General features: G+C 70.1%; 19 protein-coding genes. 9 read left to right on the plus strand and 10 right to left on the minus strand.

Annotation, left to right across the window (positions count from 1 at the left end):
* Nucleotides 1-19: 19 nt before the first annotated feature.
* Together OHA68_RS17725 and OHA68_RS17730 are read right to left on the minus strand one after the other, a co-directional pair.
* A complete protein-coding gene (locus tag OHA68_RS17725; protein ID WP_327108637.1) occupies nt 20-1,543 on the minus strand; it encodes an amino acid permease in 1,524 nt (507 codons plus the stop codon).
* Nucleotides 1,544-1,620: 77 nt separating this feature from the next.
* Nucleotides 1,621-1,977 (minus strand): ribosomal maturation YjgA family protein, encoded by a 357-nt coding sequence (locus OHA68_RS17730; RefSeq protein ID WP_327108638.1) that lies wholly within the window; start codon nt 1,975-1,977, stop codon nt 1,621-1,623.
* A gap of 28 nt (nt 1,978-2,005) precedes the next feature.
* Between OHA68_RS17730 and OHA68_RS17735 the strand changes: the two genes are divergently transcribed.
* From OHA68_RS17735 to OHA68_RS17760, 6 genes are all read left to right on the plus strand, one after another.
* A complete protein-coding gene (locus tag OHA68_RS17735) occupies nt 2,006-3,634 on the plus strand; it encodes an ABC-F family ATP-binding cassette domain-containing protein (protein ID WP_327108639.1) in 1,629 nt (542 codons plus the stop codon).
* Nucleotides 3,635-3,750: 116 nt separating this feature from the next.
* Complete coding sequence (locus OHA68_RS17740) at nt 3,751-5,559, plus strand: ABC transporter substrate-binding protein (RefSeq protein WP_327108640.1); 1,809 nt, start codon at nt 3,751-3,753, stop codon at nt 5,557-5,559.
* A complete protein-coding gene (locus OHA68_RS17745; protein ID WP_327108641.1) occupies nt 5,556-6,587 on the plus strand; it encodes an ABC transporter permease in 1,032 nt (343 codons plus the stop codon). Before OHA68_RS17740 ends, OHA68_RS17745 begins: the two co-directional genes overlap by 4 nt.
* A complete protein-coding gene (locus OHA68_RS17750) occupies nt 6,584-7,465 on the plus strand; it encodes an ABC transporter permease (protein WP_327108642.1) in 882 nt (293 codons plus the stop codon). Before OHA68_RS17745 ends, OHA68_RS17750 begins: the two co-directional genes overlap by 4 nt.
* The gene (locus OHA68_RS17755; protein WP_327108643.1) at nt 7,462-8,436 is read left to right on the plus strand and encodes an ABC transporter ATP-binding protein; all 975 of its coding nucleotides are present in this window, start codon (nt 7,462-7,464) and stop codon (nt 8,434-8,436) included. The genes OHA68_RS17750 and OHA68_RS17755 overlap by 4 nt, the downstream gene beginning before the upstream one ends.
* On the plus strand, nt 8,433-9,443 hold the full coding sequence (locus OHA68_RS17760) for an ABC transporter ATP-binding protein (RefSeq protein ID WP_189144317.1): 1,011 nt from the start codon (nt 8,433-8,435) through the stop codon (nt 9,441-9,443). Before OHA68_RS17755 ends, OHA68_RS17760 begins: the two co-directional genes overlap by 4 nt.
* Here OHA68_RS17760 and OHA68_RS17765 read toward each other — a convergent pair.
* Entirely contained in the window at nt 9,422-10,258 is an 837-nt protein-coding gene (locus OHA68_RS17765; protein WP_327108644.1) for an NAD(P)H-binding protein, read from the minus strand. The genes OHA68_RS17760 and OHA68_RS17765 overlap by 22 nt on opposite strands.
* 137 nt (nt 10,259-10,395) lie before the next feature.
* On the opposite strand from OHA68_RS17765, the gene OHA68_RS17770 reads away from it, so the two are divergent.
* Entirely contained in the window at nt 10,396-11,238 is an 843-nt protein-coding gene (locus OHA68_RS17770) for a hypothetical protein (RefSeq protein ID WP_327108645.1), read from the plus strand.
* 46 nt (nt 11,239-11,284) lie between these two features.
* Here the strand turns inward: OHA68_RS17770 and OHA68_RS17775 are convergent, their stop codons facing one another.
* Together OHA68_RS17775 and OHA68_RS17780 are read right to left on the minus strand one after the other, a co-directional pair.
* Nucleotides 11,285-11,926 (minus strand): maleylpyruvate isomerase N-terminal domain-containing protein, encoded by a 642-nt coding sequence (locus tag OHA68_RS17775; protein ID WP_327108646.1) that lies wholly within the window; start codon nt 11,924-11,926, stop codon nt 11,285-11,287.
* Nucleotides 11,927-11,968: 42 nt separating this feature from the next.
* A complete protein-coding gene (locus tag OHA68_RS17780; protein ID WP_327108647.1) occupies nt 11,969-12,694 on the minus strand; it encodes a nucleotidyltransferase domain-containing protein in 726 nt (241 codons plus the stop codon).
* A 47-nt stretch (nt 12,695-12,741) separates the two neighbouring features.
* On the opposite strand from OHA68_RS17780, the gene OHA68_RS17785 reads away from it, so the two are divergent.
* A complete protein-coding gene (locus tag OHA68_RS17785; protein ID WP_407674454.1) occupies nt 12,742-13,548 on the plus strand; it encodes an SDR family oxidoreductase in 807 nt (268 codons plus the stop codon).
* Here the strand turns inward: OHA68_RS17785 and OHA68_RS17790 are convergent.
* The 3 genes from OHA68_RS17790 to OHA68_RS17800 are packed head-to-tail and all read right to left on the minus strand — an operon-like array spanning nt 13,545 to nt 15,610.
* On the minus strand, nt 13,545-14,483 hold the full coding sequence (locus OHA68_RS17790; RefSeq protein WP_327108649.1) for a ribose-phosphate diphosphokinase: 939 nt from the start codon (nt 14,481-14,483) through the stop codon (nt 13,545-13,547). The genes OHA68_RS17785 and OHA68_RS17790 overlap by 4 nt on opposite strands.
* A gap of 18 nt (nt 14,484-14,501) precedes the next feature.
* Nucleotides 14,502-14,972 carry a GNAT family N-acetyltransferase gene (locus tag OHA68_RS17795; RefSeq protein WP_327108650.1) on the minus strand — a complete coding sequence of 157 codons (471 nt, stop codon included), beginning with the start codon at nt 14,970-14,972 and terminating at the stop codon, nt 14,502-14,504.
* Entirely contained in the window at nt 14,969-15,610 is a 642-nt protein-coding gene (locus OHA68_RS17800) for an HAD family hydrolase (protein WP_327108651.1), read from the minus strand. The genes OHA68_RS17795 and OHA68_RS17800 overlap by 4 nt, the downstream gene beginning before the upstream one ends.
* Nucleotides 15,611-15,780: 170 nt before the next feature.
* On the opposite strand from OHA68_RS17800, the gene OHA68_RS17805 reads away from it, so the two are divergent.
* Complete coding sequence (locus tag OHA68_RS17805) at nt 15,781-17,574, plus strand: alkyl/aryl-sulfatase (protein ID WP_327108652.1); 1,794 nt, start codon at nt 15,781-15,783, stop codon at nt 17,572-17,574.
* Here the strand turns inward: OHA68_RS17805 and OHA68_RS17810 are convergent.
* Nucleotides 17,513-18,025, minus strand: coding sequence for a hypothetical protein (locus OHA68_RS17810; RefSeq protein ID WP_327108653.1), 513 nt, complete (start codon nt 18,023-18,025; stop codon nt 17,513-17,515). The genes OHA68_RS17805 and OHA68_RS17810 overlap by 62 nt on opposite strands.
* A 29-nt stretch (nt 18,026-18,054) precedes the next feature.
* On the minus strand, nt 18,055-19,464 hold the full coding sequence (locus OHA68_RS17815; protein WP_327108654.1) for a purine-cytosine permease family protein: 1,410 nt from the start codon (nt 19,462-19,464) through the stop codon (nt 18,055-18,057).
* Nucleotides 19,465-19,562: the final 98 nt, after the last annotated feature.

The raw sequence follows: 19,562 nt of genomic DNA on the forward strand, positions 1-19,562 counted from the left end.
CCGTACCCGCTGATGGCTGTCAGTCGTCGTCGACGGTGCGGCGGGGGCCGGTGAACCAGTGTCTGGCTGACAGGGCCCACCACAGGGTGATGCCGATGAGCACCACGCCGACCGCGATCGGCGCGTAGTTAACGAAGGTCCAGTCGAAGTCCTCGTTGCCGGGGACGCCGGCGGGGGAGAACGGCATGACGAAGTAGACGCAGACGATGGCGATCTCGATGCAGGCGATCCAGCCCAGCACCTTGTAGCGGGGGCCGAGCGTCCAGGGGCCGGGCTCGAAGCGGTCGCCCATCCGTAGCCGGAGCCAGATGGGGATCAGGAAAGCCAGGTAGAGGCCGATGACCGCGATGGAGACGACGGCGTAGAAGGCGATCGGGGTGGCCAGGCCGGGAGGGGCGTAGAGGGCGGGCAGGGTGATCAGGGCGGCCACCGCGCAGCCCGCGAGGATGGCGTTGACCGGGGTGCGGTTGCGGTCCACCTTGGACCACAGCCGCCAGCCGGGCACCGCGCCGTCGCGGGAGAAGGCGTACGTCATCCGGGACATGGAGGTCACGCAGCTCATGCCGCAGAAGAACTGGCCGATCGTGGAGATGGCGAAGATGGCGGTGGCCAGCGGCGAGGAGAGCGCCGTGGTGAAGATGGCGCCGACGAAGCCGCCCTGGTTGTTGATCTCCTCGACGTTGGTGGCCGCGAACAGGAACGCCAGCAGCAGGATCCAGCCGCCGATCGCCGAGTAGAAGATCGACTGCCACAGGCCCCGGGCGGCGGCCGTGGACGCGCCCTGGGTCTCCTCCGACACGTGCGCGCAGGCGTCGAAGCCGGTGATCGTGTACTGGGTGAGCAGGAAGCCGAGCGGCAGCACGTACAGCCAGAAGGGCAGGCCGCCGTCGCCGTTGCCGAAGCCGGAGTTGTTGATGGTCTCGGTGAAGACGAAGCCGAGCGACTGGTGCTCGGCAGGGGCGAAGATCAGGATGCCGACGATGACCGTCGCACCGGCCACGTGCCACCAGACCGAGACGTTCTGCAGCAGTGAGATGAGCCGGTGGCTGAAGATGTTGATCAGCGCGTGCAGGGTGAGCACGATGACGAAGAGCAGGAACGCCTGGGAGAGCGTGCCTTCCCAGGCCCCGCTGGTCAGCCGGGACAGGGTGATGTTGAGGAAGGTCGCGCAGCCGTAGTCGACGGAGGCGGTGACCGCGATGAGGCCGATGAGGTTGAGCCAGCCGGTGAACCAGCCGTGGATCGGCTTGCCCATCTTGGCGGCCCACCAGTAGATGCCGCCGGCGGTCGGGTAGGCGGAGACCAGCTCCGACATGCAGAAACCGATGATCAGGATGAACGCCGAGATCAGCGGCCAGCCCCAGGAGATGGCGATGGGGCCGCCGTTGTTCCAGGCCTGTCCGAAGGTGGTGAAACAGCCGGCGAGGATCGAGATGATGGAGAAGGAGATCGCGAAGTTGGAGAAACCGCTCCAGGTCCTGGCTAATTCCTGCTTGTAGCCGAGCTCGGCGAGCCGCCTGGAATCCTCTTCTGTTGTGCTCATACGACGTACTCCCTGGGGGGGCGTGGAGGACGCTCTTTGGTCTACATCTAGACCTTTTCGTCCGCGCGAGCAAGGAGTTACGGACGAGTTTCGAGCCGCCCCGAGGCGCGCGTGTGCCCGGCGCAGGCGAGGGCCGCGCCGACGGCGTACCAGAGGAGGTCGGGCGGGTTGAACGTGCTGCCCAGCAGCGGGCGCAGGACGGCGGGGATGTCGCCGAGCTGGGCGAACTCGATCGCCCAGCTCAGCCCGGCCGAGGTCAGCGCCGCCACCCAGGGGCGGATCGCCGGCCAGGCCAGCACGAGCAGCAGGTAGATCAGGACCGTGTAGAGCGCGTCGCCGGCGTACTTGGCGAACGGGCCGTCCCAGAGCAGCCGGATCCCGAGACCGGCCGCGATGGTGAGGACAGCGGCCAGCGCAACAGGCAAACGGGACATCTCGCTCACCCTAGTAGCATCGGCGAACATGAGCGCGACCATGGTGGTACGGGACCTCGCGGCCGGGCACGGGGAGCGGGTGCTGTTCTCCGGACTGGATCTGGTGGTGAGCCCCGGCGACGTCATCGGGCTCGTCGGAGCCAACGGCGCGGGCAAGTCCACGCTGCTGCGCCTGCTGGCCGGCATCGACCGGCCCGAGCACGGCTCGATCCAGCTCAGCCCGCCCACGGCCACCGTCGGCCACCTGCCGCAGGAGCCCGACCGCAGGCCGGGTGAGACGGTGGCGGAGTTCCTCGCCCGGCGCACCGGCGTGGCGCAGGCGCAGCTCGACCTCGACGCCGCCACGCAGGGGCTGGTCGAGGAGACGCCGGGGGCCGACGACGTCTACAGCGTGGCGCTGGAGCGATGGCTGTCGCTGGGCGGCGCGGACCTGGAGGAGCGGGCGGCCGCGATCGGGCTGTCGGTCAGCCTGGAGCAGCCGATGACCTCGCTGTCCGGCGGCCAGGCGGCGCGGGCCGGGCTGGCCTCGCTGCTGCTCAGCCGCTATGACCTGTTCCTGCTCGACGAGCCCACCAACGACCTGGACCTCGACGGGCTGGAGCGGCTGGAGGGCTTCGTCAAGGGCCTGCGGGCCGGCACCGTGCTGGTCAGCCACGACCGGGAGTTCCTGGCCAGGACCGTCACCAAGGTGCTGGAGCTGGACCTGGCGCAGCAGCAGATCAGTCTGTACGGCGGCGGCTACCAGGCCTACCTGGACGAGCGGGAGGTGGCCAGGAGGCATGCCAGGGAGCAGTACGAAGAGTACGCCGGCACCCGCGCCCAGTTGGAGACCCGGGCCAGGACCCAGCGGGCGTGGATGGAGAAGGGCGTCAAGAACGCCCGGCGCAAGGCCCCCGACAACGACAAGATCGGCCGCAACGCCCGCGTGGAGACCACGGAGAAGCAGGCGGCCAAGGCCCGTCAGACCGAGAAGATGATCGAGCGGCTGGAGACGGTCGAGGAGCCGCGCAAGGAGTGGGAGCTGCGGATGGAGATCGCCGCCGCGCCCAGATCCGGCGCGGTGACGGCCACGGCGCGCGGCGCGGTGGTCAGGCGGGGCTCGTTCACGCTCGGCCCGGTCGACCTGGAGATCGGCTGGGCGGAGCGGGTGGCGATCACCGGGGCCAACGGCTCGGGCAAGACGACGCTGCTGGCCGCCCTGCTGGGGCGCACGCCGCTCGACGAGGGGCACGCCGCGCTCGGCCCCGGCGTGGTGGTGGGTGAGGTGGACCAGGCCCGCCGACTGTTCGAGGGGGAGGAGGGGCTGCTCGACGCGTTCGCCCCGCACGTGCCCGACCTGCCGCCGGCCGAGGCGCGGACGCTGCTGGCCAAGTTCGGCCTCAAGGCCGCGCACGTGCTGCGCTCGGCCGCCACCCTCTCGCCCGGCGAGCGCACCCGGGCCGCGCTGGCGTTGCTGCAGGCCAGGGGCGTCAATCTGCTGGTGCTCGACGAGCCGACGAACCATCTGGACCTGCCCGCCATCGAGCAGTTGGAGTCGGCGCTGGCTAACTATCCGGGCACCTTGCTGCTCGTCACGCACGACCGCCGCATGCTCGACGCGGTGCGGGTGGACCGCCGGCTCCGGGTGGATCAGGGCAAGGTGTACGAGAGCCGCTGAAAATTTACACCGCACAAAGATACGAAGATGAAACAATTCTCCGTCACTCGTTGACATGCGGTGTTCCTATGGTGTGCCGTGCTCTACACAGATACCCCCGCCTGAAGTGAGGCATCATGAGGAAATGGCTCGTACGTCTGGCTGCGCTGGGCGTCGCGCTTTTAGTGGCAGGTCAGGGGCAGTTGGCCCTCGCGCAGAGTCCCTCGGCGGGGAAGAAGATCGTCCGGGTCGGGGCGACCCAGGCCGTCGACTCGATGAACCCGTTCCTCGCCGTCCGCCTGGTCTCGACCTCGATCCACCGCTGGATGTACGGCTTCCTCACGGTCCCCGACTCCAAGACGCTGCAGCCCAGTCCCGACCTCGCCGAGTCGTGGACCACGTCCGACGACGGGCTCACCTGGACGTTCAAGATCCGCGAGACCAAGTGGTCCGACGGGCAGCCGGTCACGGCCGAGGACGCCGCGTGGACGTTCAACAAGATCATGACGGATGACGCGGCCAAGACCGCGAACGGCCCGGCCGTCGAGAACTTCGAGACCGTCACGGCCAGCGGCCAGGAGCTGACCATCAAGCTCAAGGCCCCGCAGGCGTCCATGCTGGACAACCCGATCCCGATCATGCCCAAGCATGTCTGGGAGAAGGTCACCAACCTGGCCGACTTCACCGGTGACGAGTACCCGGCCGTGACCAGCGGCCCGTACATCGCGGTGGAGCACCAGAAGGACCAGTTCGTGAAGCTGAAGGCGAACCCCGGCTACTGGCGGGGCGCGCCCAAGATCGACGAGCTGCAGGTCGTCTTCTACGACAACCCGGCCGCCTCGATCATCGGCCTGAAGAACGGCGAGATCGACCTGATCGGCCGGCTCAACCCGCCGGACTTCCAGGCGCTCCAGGGCGACGCGAACATCGTCCAGTGGAACAAGCAGGGCCGCCGCGCCGCCTACCTGCAGATCAACCACGGCGCCACCACCACCGACGACAAGCCCGTCGGCGACGGCCACCCGGCGCTGAAGGACCCGAAGGTGCGCCAGGCGCTGCACTACGCCATCGACAAGCAGAAGCTGGTCGACGAGGTGCAGAACGGCCTGGCCAAGCCGGCCGACGGCTCGATCGTGCCGCCGATGTACACCGACTTCTTCTGGGAGGCGAGCGGCGACACCAAGGTCGGCTACGACGTGGCCAAGGCCAACAAGATCCTTGACGACGCCGGCTACAAGAAGGGCGCCGACGGCGTCCGTACGATGCCGGACGGGGACAAGAAGCTGGAGTTCCGCTTCAGCATCCACACCGACACCCCCATCGAGGACAAGCTGGGCGAGTATCTCGCCGGGTTCTTCAAGGAGATCGGCATCACGCTGACCACCAAGAAGGTCGAACCCAGCAAGTTCTCCGAGGAGACCGGCGTCACCGGTCTGTTCGACATCGCCATCAGCGGCTGGTCGGTCAACCCCGACCCGGAGGAGGTCCTCGCGACGCACCTGTGCAGCCGCAGGCCCACCCCGGCCGGCGAGGGCGGCGGCACCGAGTCCTTCTACTGCGACGACACCTTCGAGAAGCTCTACAAGGAGCAGCTCAAGGAGCTCGACCGGCCCAAGCGCGCCGAGCTGATCAAGCAGATGCAGGAGCGTCTCTACACCGACGCCCCGGTGATCGCCATCTACTACCCGAACGACCTCGAGGGCTACCGCAAGGACCGGATCAAGTCCATCACCTCGATCCCGGAGGCCGACGGCATCCTCTACGGCGGCAGCAGCTTCTGGCCGTTCTACTCCCTTGAGGCCGTGGAGCAGTCCTCCTCCGCGTCCGCCGAGGGCGGCTCCAACACCGGCCTCATCGCCGGCGTGGTCGGCGGCGTAGTGGTCCTCGGCCTGGCCGGATTCTTCCTGATGAGGCGGCGTAAGAGCGTCGCGGACGACCGCGAATGACAGCACCGCTCGAAACGGCTGAGCCCGCCGCCGCCCAGGCGGCGGCGGGCCCTGCCCGGCTCGGCACCCTGCGCTACGCGCTGTCGAAGGCCGGCGGGGCGCTGCTCAGCATCGGCATGGTGATCATCGGGACGTTCTTCCTGTTCCGGCTGCTGCCCGGCGATCCGGTGCGCAACCTGGCCCAGGGCCGCAACATGACGCCCGAGCAGCTCGACCTGGAGCGGCACCGGCTCGGCCTGGACCTGCCGCTGTTCGACCAGTTCCTGAACTTCGTCGGCCAGACGCTCCGGTTCGACCTCGGCGCCTCCTACGAGTACAAGCGGCCGGTCCTCGACCTCATCGGCGACCGGGTCGGCGCGACCCTGCTGCTCGCCGGGACGAGCCTGGTCATCGCGGTCAGCCTGGGCCTGTGGCAGGGCATGCGGGCCGGCTGGCGGCACGGGAGCAGGTTCGACAGGTTCTCCACCGGCACCTCGCTGGTCCTCTGGTCGGTGCCGACGTTCTGGCTCGGCCTGCTGCTGCTCCTGGTGTTCAGCTCCTGGTTCCAGTGGTTCCCGTCGCGGGGCATCCAGGACGTGGACGCCCCCGACGGCTTCGGCTACGTCCTCGACGTGGCCCACCACATGGTGCTGCCCTGCATCGCCATGGTCGGCGTGCTCTACGCCCAATACCTGCTGGTGATGCGCTCGTCGCTGCTGGACGAGGTGGGGCAGGACTACATCACCACCGCGCGGGCCAAGGGCCTGCGCGACGACGAGGTACGCAAGCGCCACGCCGTGCCCAACGCGCTGCTGCCCACGGTGACGCTGGTCTTCATGCGCATCGGCTTCGTCGTCGGCGGCGCGGTCACCGTCGAGGCCGTCTTCAGCTGGCCCGGACTCGGCCAGCTCTTCTACGAGGCGATCAGAGTGCCGGACTTCACCCTCATGCAGGGCACGTTCATGCTGATCGCGGTGTCGGTGATCCTGATGAACACGCTGGCCGACGTGGTCTACCACGTCCTCGACCCCCGGGTGAGGTCGGCATGAGCGTCACCTGGACCCGCAGGCGCATGGCGCTCGGGCGCTTCTGGGACACCTTCCGCGGGCAGCGGCCCGGCGTGATCGGCCTGGGCATCCTCGTGTTCGCCGTCGCGGCGGCCCTGGTCGCGCCGCTGTTCATCGACGAGAGCGTCACCGGCGTGGTGCGCGGCACCGGCCCCGTGATGGCGCCGCCGAGCTGGGGCTACCCGTTCGGCACCGACGAGTCGGGGCGGTCCATCCTGCTGATGGTCTGGTGGGGGTCACGCACCTCGCTGCTCATCGGCTTCCTCGCCGCACTGGTCAGCATGCTGATCGGCACCGTGCTCGGCATCGCCGCCGGGCACTTCAGAGGCTGGATCGGCGCCGTCATCCTGCGCGTCACCGACTGGTTCCTGGTGCTGCCCTCGCTCATCACGGCGCTGGTGCTGGCGGCCATCCTGGGCGGCAGTACGTTCACCATCATCATGGCCATCGGCATCACCACCTGGCCGACGACCGCCCGGCTGATCAGGGCGCAGACCCTCGCGGTGGAAGCCAGGCCGTACATCGAACGGTCGAAGGCGCTCGGCGCCGGCCACTGGCACGTCACCACCCGGCACGTGCTGCCGAACGTGGCGCCGCTGCTGCTGGCCAGCACCACGCTGGAGGTCGCCAGCGCCATGGTCACCGAGTCCACACTGGCCTTCCTCGGCGTGAGCGCGAACAAGACCTCCTGGGGCACCATGCTGCGCGGCTCCTACGACTGGGGCGCGGCCAACAACGGCGCCTGGTGGTACATCCTGATCCCGGGTCTGTGCATCGTCGCGGTCGTGATGGCGTTCACGCTGTTCGGCCGGGCGCTGGAGGCCGTGCTCAACCCGCGACTGCGGAAGGCGGGAGCATGACTCTGCTCGAACTGGACGACGTCTCGGTGACGTACCGGATCGCGGCGGGCGAGGTGCCCGCCGTGCGAGGCGTGTCGCTCTCGCTGGACAGCGGGGCGGCGCTCGGGGTCGCCGGCGAGTCGGGCTCCGGCAAGTCGACGCTGGCCATGGCGCTGCTGCGGCTGCTGCCGCGCGACGCGCGCGTCGGCGGCCGGATCCTGCTCGACGGCGAGGACATCCTGACCATGAAGTGGGGCCGGCTGCGGGCCGTCCGCTGGGCCGAGGCCTCGATCGTGTTCCAGGGCGCCCAGCACGGGCTCAACGCGGTGCAACGGATCGGTGACCAGATCGCCGAGCCGATTCTGGTGCACGGCCTGGCCAAGCCCGACGAGGCGGCCAAGCGCGTGGCCGAGCTGCTGGAGCAGGTGGGCCTGCCCGCCTGGCGGGCCCGCAGCTATCCGCACGAGCTGTCCGGCGGGCAGCGTCAGCGCGTGATGATCGCGATGGCGCTGGCCTGCTCGCCCAAGCTCATCATCGCCGACGAGCCGACCACCGCGCTCGACGTGATGGTCCAGGCCCAGGTGCTGACGCTGATCAAGGACCTGGTCGCCGAGCACGGCATCTCGCTGATCATGATCTCGCACGACCTGTCCGTGCTGGCCGACGTCTGCGACCGGCTCGCCGTCATGTACGCCGGACGGCTGGTCGAGCACGGCCCGTCGCTGGAGGTGTTCCACGACGCCAGGCACCCCTACAGCAAGGCGCTGGCGGCGGCCTTCCCCACCGTGGGCGACCCGGTCTCGCGGCTGGCGCCCAAGGGGCTCGGCGGCGATCCGCCCGACCCCATGCACCTGCCGGCCGGGTGCCCGTTCCACCCGCGCTGCCCGGTCGCGCTGGAGGAGTGCTCGACGCTGAACGTCGAACTGTGGCCCGCCGGTGACCGCCGCGCCGCCGCATGCGTACACGTACGGTCGAAAGAGGAGGCGTCATGACCGAGACGACCGAGACGCGGACGGCGGACCCCGTGGCGACGGTGAGCAGCACCCTGCTGGAGGCGCGCGACCTGCACGTCGAGTTCACCTCGCGCGGGCGTCGCGCCCGCGCGGTCGACGGCGTCAACCTCTCGCTCGGCGCGGGCGAGATCGTGGCGCTGGTCGGCGAGTCCGGCTGCGGCAAGACGACGCTGGCGCGCACGCTGCTCGGCCTGGAACGCCCCACCTCAGGCGAGGTCCGGTACGGCGGGCAGCCGCTCAAGTACGGCTCCAAGGCGCTCAAGGCCTACCGCAGGCAGGTGCAGCTCGTCCTCCAGGACCCGACGGGCTCGCTCAACCCCCGCCAGACCGTCTACGAGGCGGTGGCCGAAGGCCCGCGCATCCACCGCATGCCCGACGAGGCCGAGGTGGTGAACTCGGCGCTGGCCAGGGCGGGGCTGCGGCCGCCCGAGCGGTTCCTGCTGCGCTACCCGCACGAGCTGTCCGGCGGTCAGCGGCAGCGCGTGGTGATCGCCGGCGCGCTCGCGCTGAACCCGAAGGTGCTGGTCGCCGACGAGCCGGTGGCCTCACTGGACGCCTCGGTGCGCGGCGAGATCCTGGCCCTGATGCTCAAGCTGCGCGACGACCTCGGCCTGTCCGCGCTGGTCGTCACCCACGACCTGGGCCTGGCCTGGAACATCGCCGACCGGGTGGCGGTCATGTATCTGGGCCGGATCGTCGAGTCGGGGCCCGTGGAGCAGGTGCTCACCGCGCCCCGGCACCCGTACACGCAGGCCCTGCTGTCGGTGCTGCCCGAGTCGCCCGAACGGGTGGTGCTGACCGGTGAGCCGCCGGACCCGACCCGGATCCCGGGCGGCTGCCGCTTCCACGCCCGCTGCCAGATCCTCGCCTCGGGCAAGGCCGCCGAGGCGGGCGTGGACGCCAGATGCAGGGGAGAGCTGCTCGACATCCTGCCCGCCTCCGCCCTGTCCCAGGCGGCCTGCCACTACGCGGACGCCACCGGCTGAAACGCCTCGGCGTGCTCGGCGGCCCACTGGGCGAAGCCGCGCGGTGCCCGGCCGGTGACCTGCTCGACGGTCGGGACCACCGTGTAGCCCTCCTTGGGCGTGTTGCCGAGCGCCTCGAAGAGGAACTCGATGGTCTCCGGGCCCATGCCGGCCAGCTGCCACTGGGCCCGCGCCTCTTCCCGGGTGAGCTCCACGAACCGGATCTCCGTGCCGACGGCCGCACCGAGCATGCGCACCTTGTCGCGGGTGGCCACCGCCTCCGGCCCGGTCAGCGTCAGCGACTCGCCGTGGTGGCCGCCCTGGACCAGCACCGTGGCGGCCACGGCGGCGATGTCCCGCTCGTGCACCATGGCGCTCAGCCGGTCGCCGAACGGCTCCTTGACGACCCCTTCGGCCCTGACGGAGTGGGTCCACCACTGCAGCGTGTTGGCCATGAACTCGACCGGGTGCAGCAGCGTCCACTCCATGCCGGTGGCGGCCAGCGCCTGCTCCAGCGGCCCGTCGGCCCGCCCACCGAGCACGGTCACCCGCCGCACGCCGGCCCCCGCCGCCAGCTCAGCGATCCGGTCGCCGTACTGAAGGGGCGCGTAGTCGTCGCCGGCGAAGTTGATGAGGTGCGCGGCGTCGACGCCGTCGAAGGCGGCCGAGAGCGTCTCGGGTCGGGCCAGATCCCCCTCCACGACCTCGACGCCCTCGGGCAGGTCGGCCTTGGCGGGGTTCCTGGTCATGGCACGCACCCGCTGCCCCGCCTGGACGAGCTCCTCGACGATGAGCCGGCCGACGGTCCCGGTGGCTCCGGTGACGAGAATGGTCATGAGAACTCCTTCAAAAGCACGGAACGGAACGTTCTGCTCTTACTCTACCAGAACAGAACGCTTCATTCCGCAAAAAATCCTCATGGAATTTAGTGACTGTTAGTATCTGAACAGATTCACAGAGTAATATCTCGTTCATGGTTACCGCCCTGCACGAGGGGCTTATCGGGATCACCACGCTCGATACCGAAGAGACGGCGCGGATGCTGCGCACGCTGTTCGGACTCCCTCTTACCCACACCTCCGACGCGAGGATCATCTCCCCCGACCTGTCAGAATGCAGCCCATCGGTCTACCGGGCCGACGCCGCGGTGCTCTACGGCGCACGAGGCGTAAAATTCGCGGTCATCACCGAAGTTCAGCTCCAGCCGGACGACGACAAGCATTTGACGTGGCCGGCCTACCTCGCCAACCTGCGTGTACGGGACCGCTGCCAGGCCTGCCTGGTAGTCATCTGCCCCGACCGGGCGACCGCCCGCTGGGCTGCTCAGGCCATCGAGACGGGTCATCCCGGGCACACGTTGTACCCGCTGGTGATCGGGCCCGATAACACCCCGGTCATCATGGAGGTCGCCGAGGCGATAGGCAACATCGGGCTGGCCGCCGTCGCGGCCATCACGCACAGCAAGGATCCGCAGATCAAGGCCATCCTCGCCACGCTGGTCGAGGCACTGGACAGCATCGATCCGGAGAAAGCCCACAGGTACGCTGAGTATGTCACCGTGGCGTTGACCGGAGATGCGCAGGAAGAAATGGAGCGTCTTATGGCCACCGATACCTACCTCTACCAGGGAAAGTACGCTCAGAGCCTGATTGCCGAGGGCGAAGCGAAGGGTGTGCTCCTGGTGCTGGAGTCTCGAGGGCTGACCCTGTCGGAGTCCGACCGCGAGCGCATCCTCGGGTGCACCGACACCGCCACGCTGGAGAGGTGGTTGCAGCGGGCCGCCCTGGTGGACTCCGTCGACAAGCTCTTCAGCTGAGGCGCCGCCGCCCCGGCGGAAAGTTCCAGCCGGGGTGTGGCGGACGCTAGAAGGCGCTTATGGTGGCCGGGGCCCGCTCGGCGCGGCTCAGGGCGCGGACGACCGCCGTCGCCCCATGACGCTGTACGGCCAGCCGCGCCAGCATCTCCACGACCGGGTCGACGACCTCGGCGGGCAGCTCGGGCGTTACCACGCCGGCGCTGGCGGCCAGGTCGTCGGAGTGCACGACCAGCTCGATCAGCCGGGTGAGCAGGAAGTCGTCCAGCCGCAGCGACCAGCTCGCCCAGGGCAGGTCGACGACCCTGTCCGCGGGCTCGGCGGGCAGCATGGCCCGCAGGTTCGCCAGCAGGTCGTCGGCCGTGGCGACCAGGGTGGCGGGGCCCTCGGCGGCGGCCGCCTCGCCGCCTCGCCTGACGTTCACGTTGCTCTCGTGGTCGAGGCCCGACTGCACCCAGGCGGACCGGGAGAAGTGCTCGATCAGCTCGATCGGCTCCCGAATCTCCTCGGCCGCCGACTCCAGCGCCTGGCGCACCCTGGCGAGCTGCAGCGACAGGTGCCCGGCCAGGCCCGCGACACTGAACTCGGTCAGCGCGCTCGGCTTGTTCCAGGCCGCGGCCACGGCGGGGTCGCGCAGCAGTGCCACCGCCGACGCCGCGGCGACCAGGTACGACTCCCTGATTTCCCCCATGTACGACCTTCCCCCAGATTGGGTGATATTTCGTATCAAAGACTAGTGCGGGGCCAGGACGCTCCGGATCGTGCTCCTGACGAAGGCCCGAGCCAGCTTCCCCCGCCGGAACCTGCTCAGCACCGGCCCACGCTGCCCGTAGCGCCGGGCCCGGATGTCGGCCACCACGACCTCGGGCGCACCCAGCACGTCCAGCGCCTCCCGCTTGCTGATCAGCCGCCCGTCCCGCAACGTCACCGTCGCCCGCGCGACCGTCACCATGCCCAGATCCACCCACACCTCCCGCAGCCACCGCTTGCGCCCTTCCGTCTTCACCAGCCAGAAGTCACGCAGGTCGGCCCGGACGAAGTCGGCCAGCTCCTGATCCGAGACCGGCGGGATCAGCTCGCCGGGCGGTTCGCCGTACAGCTCCAGGGCGCCCGTCAGCAGCTCGCGGCGGGTCACGGCCGTGACGGGCCGCTCGAACAGCTCCTCCATGGCCCACGTCACATGCGTCGTCCCGTGCTCGGCCAACTGCCCCAGGGGCAGGTAGGAGCAGTGCAGGTGCGCGGCGAGCGGTGGATCGAGATCCTGGTGCAGCCGCTCGAGCCCGTCCCGCTGCGCGTCCGTGAGCGGCGCGTCGACCACCGCGATCAGATCGAGGTCGCTGCGGCCGGGCTGGTAGTCGCCCTTGGCCAGCGACCCGTGCGCCCACAGCGCCACCAGCGGCACGACCGGCCTGACCTGCGTGAGGAACTGCGTCAACAGGAGCTCAGTGGCGGTGTGCATGACTATCACTATGATCCAGCCCCGGCCCCGAGAAAAGATCGCGCGATATGCGGTTGCCGGATCGCCGCCGTTCCCCGACGATCTCAGACGTGACAGACACCACATCTCGCCCCGTCGCGCTGATCACCGGCGTGGGACGCACCGTCGGCATCGGCGCCGGGATCGCCAGGCGGCTCGCGGCGTCGGGCTGGGACATCGCCTTCACCTACTGGAGCCCGTACGACGAGCGCATGGACTGGGGCGTCGAGGCCGGGGCGAGTGAGGCGATCGACGCGGCGCTGCGCGGCGACGGCGCGGCCACCGTGGCGATCGAGGCGGACCTGGCCGACGTGTCCGTCCCCGCGCAGGTCTTCGACCAGGCGGAGCGGGCGCTGGGCCAGGTCACCGCCCTGGTGATGTGCCACTGCGAGTCCGTCGCCTCCGGCCTGCTGGACACCACCGTGGCGAGCTTCGACCGGCACTTCGCGGTGAACGCGCGGGCCACCTGGCTGCTGATCCGCGAGTACGGGCTGCGCTTCCGTGGCACGCCGGGCACCGGCCGGATCATCGGCCTCACCAGCGATCACACGGTCGGCAACCTGCCCTACGGCGCCAGCAAGGGCGCGCTGGACCGCATCACCCTGGCCGCCGCGCACGAGCTCGCCCACCTCCGGATCACCGCCAACGTCATCAACCCCGGCCCGGTGGACACCGGCTGGATGTCGGACGAGGTGCGGGAGACCTGCCTGCGCCAGACACCGCTCGACCGCCTCGGCACGCCGCGCGACACCGCGCACCTCGTCGACTTCCTCTGCTCGCCGCAGGGCCAGTGGATCAACGGCCAGCTGCTCATGAGCAACGGCGGCTCCGCCTAGGGGGCGGCGAACAGCGCGCTCACCGACTCGCCGTAGTGGATCCGCCGCATGGCCTCCGCCAGGGCCGGGGCGATCGACAGGACCGTGAGCTTGTCGCTCGGCTTGGGCGACGGCACCGTGTTGGTGCAGACGATCTCCTCGACCTCCGGCAGCGCGCCGAGCCGCTCCACCGCGCCGTCGGCGAACAGGCCGTGCGTGCAGGCGATCCGCACCGAGCGCACCCCCAGCTCGCGCAGCCGGTCCAGCAGCTCGATGACCGTGCTGCCCTTGGCGATCTCGTCGTCCAGGATGATCACGTCCTTGCCCGCGACGTCGCCGATCACCGAGCTGATCACCACCCGGTCGTCGGCGAAGCGCTGCTTGGCCCCCATCGCGACCCCGGTGCCGAGCAGCCGGGCGAAGTGCGCGGCCTCCTTGGCGTTGCCGAGGTCGGGGGAGACCACGACCGTGTTCGACAGGTCGTAGCGGTTGAAGTGCGCGGCGAGCTCGCGCAGCGCGTGCAGGTGGTCGACGGGGACGCTGAAGAAGCCGTGCACCTGCGGCGAGTGCAGCGTCATCGCCAGCACCCTGCTGGCGCCCGCCGCCACCATCAGGTCGGCCACCAGCCGCCCGCCGATCGAGATGCGTGGCGCGTCCTTCTTGTCCGAACGGGCGTAGGCATAGTGCGGCAGCACCACGGTGGTCCTGGCCGCCGAGGCTCCCCGGGCGGCGTCGAGCATGAGCAGCAGCTCGACCAGGTTCTCCTGGGTGGGTGGCACGAGGGGCTGGATGAGGAAGACGTCACGCTCGCGGCAGTTGGCCTGAAGCTGGACCTCGATGACGTCGTTGGCGAAGCGGTCGACTTTGACGGGATGAAGGGGAGTGCCCAGGTGAGCGCAGATCTCCTCGGCCAGACCGGGATGGGCGCTGCCACTGAAAACCGTGATGTCTCGCACGGTTCACCAACAATAGCCTCAGCGGCTGAGGTAGTGGTGGAGCAGGGCGGGTTCACCGGCGGAGTTCAGCCACCGGGCCCGGGTGCTGGCGAACCTGCGCCAGCCGTGCCGCTCGTAGAAGGCGATGGCGGCCGTGGCCTCGTCCGACACCTCCAGGGCCAGTGGGCCGCCGGCGGCGACCCGTACCTCGTCGAGCAGGCGGGCGGCGAGCCCGCCACGGCGGGCCGGCGGGGTGACGAACAGGCGGGTCACGGCCCCGCCCAGGGGGATCCCGAGTGACTGCGCCGGCTCCGGCCCGGTCCTGGTCAGCCCCACGTGTCCGGTCACGGCACCGTCCGCCACGGCCACCCAGGCGGCGGCGAGGTCGTTCGGGGTCAGCCAGCCCCGGGGGTCGTCCGGCCAGTCCACAGGATAGCGGTCGGCGGCCTGTACGTCGGCGAGAGCCTTGACGACGGCGTTCAGGTCGGCGTCGGTTCTGGGGCGGATCATCGTTCGAGGAGCTCGGGGGTGAGTGAGGTGAGGTCGGGGACGACCTGCCAGGCCAGGGCGAGGGCGTCGGGGGCGGGCGGGTAGCGGGGGTGGGGGACGGCGATGACGCGCATGCCGGCCGCGTCGGCCGAGCGCAGGCCGTTGCTGGAGTCCTCCACGGCGACGCAGCCCTCGGGGGCGACGCCGAGCCGCCGGGCCGCCTCCAGGTAGCCGTCGGGTGCGGGCTTGCCGCGCGCGACCTCCTCGGTGGAGACCGTGGCGGTGAAGCACTCGCGCAGCGCGCTCGCGTCGAGCGCCACGTCTATCAGCGCCCGGGGCGACGAGCTGGCCAGGCCCAGGGTGAATCGGCCGGCGAGCCGGCGCACCGCCTCGGGGGCGCCCTTCATGAGCGGCACACCCTCTCGGTAGTGGGCCGTCATCTGGTCGATCACGCCGCGGGCGATCTCGTCGGGAGGCAGCTCGACGCCGAGCTCGTGCAGGTACGCGGCCCACTCGCCGGTGCTCATGCCCATGAGCCGCGACTGCGTGTCGTGCTGCCAGGTGCCGCCGTGGGCGGCGACGAAGGCGCGCCGCACCTCTTCCCACACCGGCTCGGAGTCGACGAGCACCCCGTCGAGGTCGAACACACAGGCTTCCACGCCGAACCCTCCAGACCGATCAGGACAGCTCAAGCCAATCACACCGCCGACGCCACCTCACCGCAGCCTCTGTGTCTCGATATTTCGGGATATTCGAACTCAACGGAGGTTCATGGTATTTCGTACGTTCATTGACCGTGCCTGTGCCGGTTTCCGGGCATTCCCCTGCCATGGCCGACCTGCCTTTCCACGACCGTGCCGACTTCGACGACGCGGACCGCGGCTTCGTCGCGCCCCTTACCCCCGCAGCGATCAAAAACGCTGACGGCAAGGTCGTCTGGGACGGCGACGCCTACGCCTTCCTGGATCAGGAGTGCCCCGACAGCGCCCACCCCAGTCTCTGGCGGCACGGCCGGCTCTGCGCCAAACAGGGCCTGTACGAGGTCGCCGACGGCATCTACCAGGTCCGCGGCCTCGACCTGTCCAACATGACCCTCGTCGAGGGCGACATCGGCGTCATCGTCGTCGACCCGCTCATCTCCACCGAGTGCGCGGCCGCCGCCCTCAACCTCTACCGCCGCCACCGCGGCCACCGCCCGGTCACCGGCGTCGTCTACACCCACGCCCACGTCGACCACTTCGGCGGCGTACGCGGCGTCACCGGCGGCGGCATCCCCGTCCTGGCCCCCGCCGGCTTCCTGGAGCACACCGCCGCGGACACCGTCTACGCCGGCCCGGCCAGGACCCGCCGCTCGCTCTATGTGTACGGCCCCGCCCTGGAGAGGTCGCCGGCCGGTCAGCTCGGCGCCGGTCCCGGCCTGGCCGCCTCTACCGGCAGGATCTCCCTCATCCCGCCCACCACGCACATCGAGCGCACCGGCCAGGAGGAGACGGTCGACGGGGTCCGCTTCACCTTCCAGCTCGGCCCTGGCCCCCCGCCGGGGTTGATCTTCCTGCTCCCCGACCGCCGCGCCCTCTGCCTGGCCGAGCACGCGGCCCACAGCCAGCACGACCTCCTGGACCTGCGCGGCGCGCACGTCCGTGATCCCCGCCTGTGGACGCGCTGCCTGGCCGAGACCAGCACGCTCTTCGCCGGCCGGGCCGACGTGGCCTTCGCCTCCCACCATTGGCCCACCTGGGGCGCCGAGAACATCGACCGCCTGCTGGCGCAGCAGCGCGACCTGTACGCCTACCTGCACGACCAGACACTGCGCCTGATGAGCAAGGGCCTGACCGGCGCGGAGATCGCCGAGCACATGCAGCTCCCGCCGGCCCTGGAGCAGGTCTGGCACACCCACGGCTACCACGGCTCGACCGGCCACAACGTCAAGGCGATCTACCAGCACTACCTGGGCTGGTACGACGGCAACCCGGCCCACCTGTGGGAGCACCCGCCGAGGCAGAGCGCCCTGCGCTACGTCGAGTGCCTGGGCGGCGGCGCGGCCGTGGTGGCCCTGGCCAAGGGCTACCTCGCGGAGAACGACCTGCGCTTCGCCGCCCAGTTGCTCAACCACGCGGTCTTCGCCGACGAGGGCAACAAGGAGGCCCGCGACCTGCTCGCCGAGGTCTACACCCGGCTGGGCCACGGCGCGGAGAACGCCGCCTGGCGGAACTCGTACCTGATGGGGGCGCTGGAGCTGGACGACGGCATCGTGCCCGCGAGCGGCGGGACCGTGTCGCCGGACCTGGTCGCCGCGCTGAGCGTGAGCCAGATCTTCGACACGATCGCCGTCCGCGTCGACGGGCCCCGGGCCTGGAACGAGAGCCTGTCGATCGACTGGCACCTCACCGACCTGGGGCAGCGCTTCCGTACGACGCTGTCCAACGGCGCGCTCATCCAGCAGGTGGACCCGCCGCCGCGGCCCGTCGACCTGACGCTCAGGCTGACCAAGGCCCAGCTCCTGGCCATGATCATGGGCAGGGAAGTGGACGGAGTGGATCGGGAGGGGGACACGCGGGTGCTCAAACGCCTGGTGGCCGTGCTGGACGCCCCCGTACGCGACTTCGCGATCGTGACCCCGTGACCGGTCCGGCCCACATCACCGTGGCCGCCACCGCCTGCGCCGCCGGCCCGGCCACCAGCGCCGCCGACACCCCGCCCGCGTGCCAGCTCGCCGCCGCGGCGCTCACACAGGTGAGTACGGCCACGCCGAACATCGCCGCCCACAGCGGCAGCACGTACAGGGCGGCCAGCAAGATCGGGAACGCGAGCCAGGTGAACAGCGGCGAGAGCGCGCTGAGGACCGTCCAGAGCAGCGTGACCACCACCAGCCAGGCCCGCTCCCGCGCCCGCCCTCTCAGCCGGCCGGTGAAGGCGGGACCGGCGGCGTAGAGCGCGCCCAGCAGCAGGCCCGTGACGGCCACGGCGGCGCGGCCGTCACGGGCGGCGCCGATCACGGCCACCAGCAGCAGCGCTCCGGACCCGCCGTGGACAGCCCACCACAGCAGCCGGAGCACATCCGGAGAACGAGACATCTCCTACAAAGAGTAACTTCCGATGACCGTCAGTCACGGGAGCGGCGCGACGCCAAGCCGGAGATCGCGAAGTAGAGCACCCCGGCCAGCACCAGGGCCACGACCACGCCGATGTTGGCCGAGGCGAACGTGCCGGCCTTCAGGTCCTCGCTCATCAGGAACCCGACGACGCGGGCGATGTTCGGGTCGGCGGAGGCGATCAGGCCGACGCCCACGACCGACGCGGTGACCAGCGAGATCAGCCCCGGCACGTTGAGGGCGGGGGCGCCGGGCCGCAGCAGTCGCTCGTCGTAATCGCGGCCGCCGTCGCGCCAGCGCCACATGTCCACCAGGAAGATGGCGACCCACGCGGCCATGACCACGCCGATGATCGCCAGGAACGCCTGGAAGGTGGCCAGGAAGCTGTCCGAGACGAACAGCACGTAGTAGCCGGCGAGCACCATGAGCGCGCCGTCGATGAGCACCGCGTAGTGCCGCCTGACCGGCACGCCCAGCGCCAGCATGGACAGCCCCGAGGAGTAGATGTCCATGATGGCCCCGGCCAGGAACCCGCCGATGGCGGTCAGCAGGTAGGGCAGCAGGAACCAGGTCGGCAACGCCCCCGCCAGCGCCCCGACCGGGTCGGCCGCGGCGGCGTCGGCCAACTGGGGGTCGCCGCCCGCGAGCAGCACGCCGAAGACCAGCAGCAGCATGGGCGGCACCGCGCCGCCGAGCATGGTCCACGTGGCCACCCTGGAGGGCCGGGAGCTCGTGGGCAGATAGCGGGAGTAGTCGGCGCCGCAGTTGACCCAGCCGAGGCCGAGCAGCGTCATTGCGAAGATCACCCCGCCCACCCAGCCGCCGAAGCCCGCGGTCGTCTCCAGCGACGTGCCGAGCCTGGGCGCCATCAGCACCATGTAGACGACGGTCAGCACGATGAAGGCGTACGTCAGATACTTCTGCACCGCCATGATCATCGCGTGTCCGTACACCCCGACCACGATCGTGACCAGCGCGGCGACGACGAAGCAGACGGCCGTGGCGGTCGCGGTCGGAATGCCGGGCGCGACCCGCCCCAGAATGGCCGCCCCGCCCTGCGCCGACAGCGTGACGAGCACCGTCTCCCAGCCCACATTGGAGATGTACGACAACGCGGCCGGCAGCTTGTTGCCCTGATAGCCGAACGGCGCCCGGCCCAGCGTCATCGTCGGCACCCCGGACCGCGCGCCCGCGATCGCGACCAGCCCCACCAGCCCGAACGAGAGCGCGTAGCCGATCGCCCCGGTGATGATCGCCGGGAAGACGCCCAGGCCGAGGCCCACGATGTAGACCCCGAACGCCACCCCGAACAGCGACAGGTTGGACCCGGCCCAGGGCCAGAACAGGCCGGACGGCCTGCCGCGCCGCTCCGACTCGGGGACCTTGTTGATGCCGTTCTGCTCGACCGTCATCGTGCCCATGATCGGACGCTACACCGCGAGTGCGAGCCGGTTAATCCCCACCGGCCTACAGCAAAGACATCATTGTCAGCGAACGACGATAATTCGTGATGCCTGGG

Origin of the sequence: Nonomuraea glycinis (assembly GCF_035920485.1) — a bacterium.
GTDB lineage: Bacteria > Actinomycetota > Actinomycetes > Streptosporangiales > Streptosporangiaceae > Nonomuraea > Nonomuraea glycinis.